This window comes from Kribbella ginsengisoli (genome assembly GCF_039537185.1).
GTDB lineage: Bacteria > Actinomycetota > Actinomycetes > Propionibacteriales > Kribbellaceae > Kribbella > Kribbella koreensis.
On the sequence record NZ_BAABAA010000033.1, the window covers coordinates 1 to 8,225 of the forward strand.

General features: G+C 63.1%; 1 protein-coding gene. It reads right to left on the reverse strand.

Annotated features, from left to right (window positions below; translation table 11 throughout):
- Positions 1-7,968 (reverse strand): SpvB/TcaC N-terminal domain-containing protein (locus ABD768_RS42750; protein WP_344850684.1); only part of this gene is annotated, 7,968 nt, incomplete at its 3' end.
- Between the last annotated feature and the right edge of the window lie 257 nt (positions 7,969-8,225).

An 8,225-nucleotide genomic window follows, 5' to 3' on the forward strand; every position in this document is an offset into this window, starting at 1 on the left:
GCGTCCGTCGGGGTCGGTGTAGTTGATGGGGTTGGCGTTGGCGTAGAGGTAGGTGGAGAGGCTGGTGGTGTTGGTGGCTGTGCTGGGTAGTGCGGGGTCGGTGGATTGCCAGGTGGTGAGGCGTGGGTCGTAGTAGCGGGCGCCGTAGTAGTAGAGGCCGGTTTGGGAGTCGTATTCTTTGCCGTTGTATTGGTGGTCGACGGGTTGTGAGGGGTTTTCGTGGGTCCAGGTTTCGCCGCCGGGTAGGTATTTGATGTGTTCGTCGATTTTGCCGGTGGCGTCGGTGGTCCAGCCGGTGGAGCCGAGGTTGTCGGCGTGGTTGTAGTACTGGGCGTCTTCGTGGTGGTTTTTGTCGACTTCTTTGGTGAGGAGCTTGGTCGCTCCGATGTAGATGTGTTTGTAGCTGTTGCTGCCGTTGGTTGAGTAGTTCTGGTTGGGGTAGAAGCTGTATTTGGCTTCTTTTTTGACGATGCGTTGGCCGTGGTCGTCGTAGAGGTAGCGGGCGTTAGCGGACCCGCCTGCGTTGTCGCATCCGGCCGCGGTTTGGGGGATCGTCTGGTTCTGGACGTTTTCGTGGGTGCAGGCGAGCCGGTTTTCCTCGTCCCAGACGAGTTGGCGGCGGGGACCTTGCTGCTGGTTGCGGCTGATCAGGTTGCCGGCTGCGTCGTAGCCAAGGGTGTGGATGCCGATGGTCGAGGCGGCGTGGGGTTTGCCGGGGGTGCTGTAGGTGTAGGTGTTGTTGTAGGTCAGGTTGTCGTCTGGCTGGGGGTTGCTGATGGTTCCGGTGCTGCGGGTCTGGGTTTTGTTGGTGATGTTGCTGATCTTGTCGTAGCTGAAGGTGAGGTTGTAGGTGTCGGTTTTGCCGGGGGCGGGCTGGTAGGTGCCGGTGGCGGTGGTGAGCCGGTAGAGGTCGTCGTAGGTGTAGTTCTCGGTGCTCGGCCCACCGATCTTGCTGCCGCCGGCGGGGGCGGTGTTTTGGGCAGCGGTGTCTTGGATTTTGGTGATGTTGCCGACGTTGTCGTAGGTGTAGTCGACGTTTTGGAATGTGTGCCCAGAGGCGATGCTGGTTGCCAGGCTGGCCTTGAGGTTGCCGAGCCGTTGAGTCAGTGAGTCGTAGGTGTAGGCGGTCCGGGTTCCGTTGCCGGTGACAACGTATTTGCGTTGCCCGAACTTGTCGTAGTCGAGTCTCGACAAGTAGGTGTAGGTGTCGGTGGCTTTGGCACCGGTCGCGGCGTTGACGTTGCCGGCGGAGTCGTAGCCGTAGGTCAAGACCTCACCGTCGGGGTAGGTCATCTTCAGTACCCGGTTCCAGCTGTCGAACTGGTAGCGGGTCGTGAAGGTCGCGGTTTGGTTGCCGTTGTCCTGAACGGTGCGGGTTTCTTCGGTGGTTTCCCCCAGCGGCCCGTATTTCAAGGTCTTCGTGCCCGCACCGTCGGTGATCGAGGTGACCCGGCCCGCGGCGTTGTCCGGGGCGCCGGGGGCGCCGTAGGTGTAGGTGACGTCATTGCCGGTGCCGTTGAGTCCGCCGGTGTTGAACAGCGGGTAGCGGATCTTTTTGAGCCGGGTGTAGTCGTAGTCGTATTCGATGAAGTCGGACGTCGCGAGTTTGGCGGTGTGTTTCTTGACCAGGTTGCCGGCCAGGTCGTAGACGAAGTCGGTCCGGCCGGAGTCCGGGCTGGTCACCGCGGTGTTGCGGCCGAGGTTGTCGAACGCGATCGTGGTGGTGTTGTCGTCGTTGTCGGTGACCGAGGTTTTCTCACCGAGTGCGTTGTAACCGAAGCTCGTCCAGATCACCGCCTGGGTCGCTCCGCCGGCAGGATTGAACTGCTTCACCGCAGTAGCCCGGCCCCGCACATCTGTATACGAACGGGCGGCCTTGTTGTTCGCGTCGGTGGCGACGGTCTCGAACTGGGTGACACCCGCCCGGTCAGCCCCGAAACCGAAACCGACGGTGGCGAAGGTGTTGTCCGGCAAGGTGGTGCGGGTGGCCCGGTCCAGCGCGTCGTAGGTCGTGACGGTCGGCTGAACCGTGTCCACCGCGGTGTTGAACGTGGTGTTCGCCGCGCCCTTGGGTTCGGTGACCGGGTAGTACTGCTTGACCGCGCGACCGAGACCGTCGTACTCGGTCTTGCCGGACACGGTCATCTTGTCGGCGGCGGGAGTGGTCTCGCCGGTGTGGATCGCGGCGTCCTTCTTCACCTGGACCGCGCGGCCGAGCCCGTCGACGAAGGTGATCGTGTCGATCGTGTCGGTGCGATACGTCCCATCAGCCTGCTTGTCGATGTGCCTGGTCACCGCATAGGGCACGACCGCTTCCGGGTGGTAGTCGACGTCGATCGTCACTTTGCCGGTTCCGGCCTCGTAAGGTCCGGTGACGGTGTCGAGACGGCCGAGGGCGTCGTAGGTGTTGGTGACGGTTTTGCCGTTGGTATCGGTACTGGTCAGCGGGAGACCGAACTTGAAGTCATAGGTGCTGGACGAGGTCAGGTTGAACGCGTTATCGGTGACCGAGGTGACGTAGGTGCCGACCGTCGTGTCGTAGGTGTAGGTCAGCTTCGAACGCTGGTTGGCCTTGTTGGGCGCGCCTTCGACCGTGCTCAGATTACCGCTGGCGTCGTAGGTCATATCGCTGACCGCGACCTCGGTGGCGTTGAGTTTGCTGCGGGTTTGAGTGAGCTCGCCGTTGCCGCAGTCGATCGTCGATTCCCGCTCACGCTTGACCACGCCCGCGACCGTCACGGTCAGGTGATCGGCGACGTCGATGCCCGTGGCTGGGCAATCGGTGTAGCCGATCGTCGTGGCCACGTCGTCGGCCGCGCCGGCCTCGCCGGTGTCGATGGTCGTGGTCAGGTTGCCGCGGGTGTCGTAGTCGGCAGTGGTGAACGTCGCCTTACCAGGTGTTGCCTGGCCTTCGTAGAAGCGCTTGTCGGTGCGGTGCGCGAACGGGAACAGCGTCGCGGTAGTGCTGGCCAGGTCCACGGCGCCGCCGGGGGTGTCGATGTTGCGGATCGTGTAGGAGTTCTCGGACTCGGTGAACTTGTCCCCGGATGCGTTCGCCACGATCGTCTTGACCGGCAGACCCATCGTGTAGTGGCTGTCGGTGCGGAACGTCGAGGTAGTGGAACGCACCACGGCGTTGCCGTTGCCGGTGTCACGGGTCTTGGCCACGACCGTGGCATAGCCACGGAACTCACGCTCGAGCCGGTCGTAGACACCACCGGAGTACTCGAACGTCGACAGTTGCGTGTCCTGCCCGTCACCGGCGTGACCGTCGTTCACGGTCACCGACGACAGCACCCACTTCGACTGCGGCATCGCATAGGTGTTGCCGTCACGGCTGTAGTCGAACTGCATCGACGCACCCAGCGGCCGCGATACCGCCTTGAGCAGGTTCGTCCGGCCGGTCGTGTTCTCCTCCACCGACAACCCGTTGTCCGCCGTCGACGACACATGGTCGACCAGGCCGTCACCGTTGATGTCTCGCAACGCCTGCTCGGTGCGGGCGACGCCGACAGAGCTGTTGACGCCAGGGTTGAACACGAGACAGGCGAAGAAGAAGCATGCCGGGATCTCACCGTAGAGACCCCCGCCAAGGCTCGCGTTGCGGTCCGCGGCCACGCCGGGCTTGCTGCCGCCGAAAGCCACCGCCGGCTCGAATCCGTTACCGGTGTTGAACCCCACCCGGATCGGATCGTTGCTGCCGGCACCGGCGAACACCCGGTCAGCCAGGCCGTCACCGTTCACATCAGCCAGGGTCGCGCCGGTCGTCGAACGGTTGTGCTCGAACGACGCGCCGCCGGCAAACCCGTAGAAATCAGTGTTGAACCCGATGTTCAGGCCCTTGCTGCGTCCGCTGCCGTCATTCAACGGCGCCGGATTGCGCCATGCCTCCAGCGGCGCGAACTTGTAGCCGAGGTTGAGCGAAACCTTGCCCCGCTTCGCTGCATCGACCTTGTCGCTGTCGCCGTAGACCCGGTCAGGCAGCCCATCGCCGTTGACATCGATCAGATCGTAGTTGGCGTCGGACTCGCTGCCGCTGAGATCGAGCCCCAGACCGAGTGGCGGCATGTCACCACCGGACTTGGCGGTCTTGGCAGAGGCGGTGCCACTCGCATCCGCGGTACCGGCTCCGGTCTGGAGAGTGCGTCCAGCGCTGCCCGCGCCCGCATTGCCGGACGCGGTGCTGGTCTTGCGTGCGCCGACGTCAGGCAGGGCAGCGATAACGGCGCCGAGCTTTCCGGACGCATCGGTGTACTGGATGCCGTTGGTGCCGACGACGTCGGGGAACCCGTCGCCGTTGAGGTCCATGAAATCGACCAGCGACGTCGACGTCCCCCTGCCGACACCACCACCCAGCGACCCACCCGGCGGTGCGACACTACCGGTCAGCGAAATCGTCTTCGACTGCGAGACCCGCGGCACCGCCGTCGCCCCCGCATACTCCGCGCCACCAGGCACGGCGATAGCCGCCGCTCCCAGCCGAGAACTGCTGGTGGCCTCGGCACTGACCCAGGAACGGTCGCCGGACCCCCACCGGTTGTTCTTGACGTCCGGATAGAACGGCACCGACACCTTCGGAACGTCAACCTTCGGGTCGGCCTCGAACGCGTCCTTCTCCGCCTGCGGATCGAAATCATCGGACGGGAAATCATCGCGATCGACATCCGGGCTCGAATACAGCTTCTGGGTGCTGATCGGAGAGTTCGCGGCGTCACCAGCCGGGTTATAGCCGACCGCGCCCCAGCCCCGGTAAAGCCCCGGCAACAGACCGTCGGCGGTCGCGGTGTTGACCACGCTGCCCGCAGCAGCGTTGTTGTACTGGGCACTCGTGGTCACCGTGCGCCCCAACACCTCGTTGTGCTTGGAGAACTCCAGGTAGAACGTGCCGCCGTCTTGATCACAGACCTTCTTCGTCAACGTCGTTGACGGCTGAGCGACCTGATTGTGCACCACCTCGAAGTTGTGCTTCGCGAACAACTTCGCAGCCGAGCCAGTACCGGTCTTGCGTTTGACCGTAAACGACACCCGGCCCGCAGACTCCTCGATCGCGTTCTCATCGACCGTGATGCTCGGTGTGAACGTCACATCCACACAGTCACCAGCCGGCGCCACCGGCACCACAACACCCGGGTAGCTACCGTCAGCGCTGCTCAACGGATAGATACTGACATTCGGAACCGGGGCCAAGACCAGGCGTGGCTGGCCGTTCGCGTCATTGATCTTGTCCGAGTCCACTCCGGACGCAGCCGTGTAGTAGGCCCGCGGGCTCCAAGCCACCTTCGACACATCCACCGGCGAATCGGCCAGCACGTTCCACTTCAGCTTCTGCCCGGCCGTCACGGTCAGGGACACATCCACCGGCACCGTGGCACCAGCACCACTGGTCCCGCTCGTAATGGTCTGCTCCAGCACCGGGACGCCATCGCGGGTGATCTGCACCTTCACGTCGTCCGACACCGCCGCACCCAGATGGAAATCACCATCCAGCTTCAACGTGCCGTTCACCGGAACCGTCACCTCACTGGTCCGTCCAGCCAGGGTGAAGTCGCCGGCCTGCCGGTACTCCGTCAGCGACAACCCGTTCGGATCCGACCCACCGGGCACCCCTGGATAAGTCACCCGCAGGTTGTTCCACACCACCTGATCCAGACTGCCATCGGAAATCGACTGCACCCGGAAGAACACCGACTCACCCTTGGCCACCGCGAAACTCACATCGATCGGGTACTCCGCCCGGTCGTTCGCGTCCAGCTGCTGCGACCAGCGAACCTGCCCGCCATACTCCACCGACACCTTCACCCCGTCGGCGGTCTTCGACGCCGCCCGCGCCGCCAGCGTCGCCGGATCCAGCTTCACCCCACCCAGCACCCGCACCGTGCCGCCGGCCTGCGCCTTCCACACCCGCACCGTGTCCAGCAACGGGAACGACTGCTTGAACCGCGCCACATCCCCAGCGAAATCCCCGAACAAGTTCGCCGTGTCGACCGTCCCCGACGTCACCGGCACCGGCGAATCACCACTCACCCCATACACCGGCACACCATTCGAACCGACACGCCCGAACAACACACTCGTACCATTCACCACATCGGCAATACCGTCAGCGTTCACATCCAGGAAATACCGGTCCGTCGTCGCGAACGTGTTCACATAGTTCAGCTGCAACGCCCCCGCCGCCCGATACCCCTCCGGACCCAACGTCAAGCTCTCACTGTGCTCACTCGAGAACCCATCCGGCAGATCCAGCGCCTTCACCGCATCAGGCGAATCATCGAACTTCGCCGGACCTCCCGGCACCGACAAGTTCTTGCGGTACTTCACCACCCCACCCGACCGGAACACCTTGTCCGGCAAATTGTCACCATCGACATCGACCAGCGCCAGCACACCATCACTCGACGTATCGCTGTAACCGACCTTGACCCCGGTCGAAGACCCCTTGTGCTCACCCACCCCGAAATAGAAATGCCCACCACCACTACTGGACTTCGACGTGCCCAACACACTCGCGTTACCGGCATTCTCACCGGTCAGGTTCAACGCCGTGTTCGCCAGACCATCCCCCGGCACCGACCACGCCTTCGAGTCGAACCCGTCATAGTTGCCCTGGCTATCGCGGACATCATCGAAATACGTGAACTCATGCTTGTTGAACTCGGCACCGTTCGCGTCGAACTGCGTGATCTTCTGCAACAACGACTTCCCGAACGCCCCCGTGACATACGACAACTCGTAGCGGCGCACCAGCGCACCGTCGAACTTCACCTCGACCTTCCGCAACCGGTCCGCGACCACCCGCTTAAAACCACCCCGAGCATCGATCGTCTTATCACCCCGCAGCGCCTCACCGAGCTCACGGTCACGCTTGAACTCCACCGAATACTTACCCTCGACCGACCCGCTACCGGTGTAAGTGATCTTCGACGGATACAACTCCCGGCCCATCAACGCCCCCGGCGAACCCACACCAGCATCGTCGACCTGAGCATAGTGATACCGCACGAAATTCCCGTGCCGATCCCTCACCTCACGCAACGCCCACCGGAACCCATTACCATCGTCGTCGGCCAGCACCGCCCCCGCCGTGCCATAAACAGAAACCACACCCGACTTATCCGTGACCTCCCACGAATACGCCTTCGGATTCGTGCCCTTCCGCACAATCTTCGCGAAACCACCCTCGACCCGCACCCGGAACACCTTGTCCCCGGCACTCCGCGCCACCGCCGGGCCACGATGCGCCACCGGCGTCAGCATCTGCCCACCGAACAGATACGTCTCCGTCTCCTTCACCGCGTCAAACCGCGGAACCCCCCACCGCGTATCCACCGAGACCGCCGGCGTACCAAGATCCCAACCCACACCCACCCAACCATTACCAGCAGCCGACGAATACCCGACACCCACCGACGGCTGCAAACCACCACGACCCGCCGGAACCTCAATCGGATAACTCGTAGCATTGTCACCCGAACCACTCGCCCCCGGCACCGAAACCAAGTTCACCTTCGAACCCGGATCCCCCGCCTGAATACCCTTCAACTGATTCGGATTAAACGACACATTCTCCGCATGCTCCGGCACCGCCGCCGTCGCATTGATCATGTCCGTAAAATGATCCGTCCGCGACGTCACCGTATGCGCCTTCACATCAACAGAAACCCGCTCCAACGCCTTCCAGCACCCCGCCACCTCATCAAAAAAATACGTCCGCACATCATCAGCAGACCCCCCAGCCGCCAACAACGCCGGATCATAAGGCAACGTCACCTCCACCGGCACCGCAAACGACAACGGATGCGGCGTAAACCTAAACCCAGAAACCACCCCACCCGTAACATTCGACAACCCCGCATCCAACCGCGGCACCTCCTCCCCCGACAAACGCGAAACACCCACCTCCACCGCGCTCGTCACCGCCCCCGGCGGCACCACCAACTCAGCACCCCCAAACTTCACCCGCTGCACAACCCCCGACCCAGCAGCCAAAACCTCCCGAAACTCCGCCCCACCACTCCCCACCGGAACAACCCCACCACCCCCACCACACACCACCCCCGACGAAGGCGGCTCCCCATTACCCGCCACCCCCACCGCATCCACCCGCGAAATACCACCAACCACCAACCCCACACCAACCACCCAAACCACAACAACACGACCCAAACGCCGAAACGCCCCCACCAAACCAAACCCAAACACCACAACACACTCCTCACAAGCAG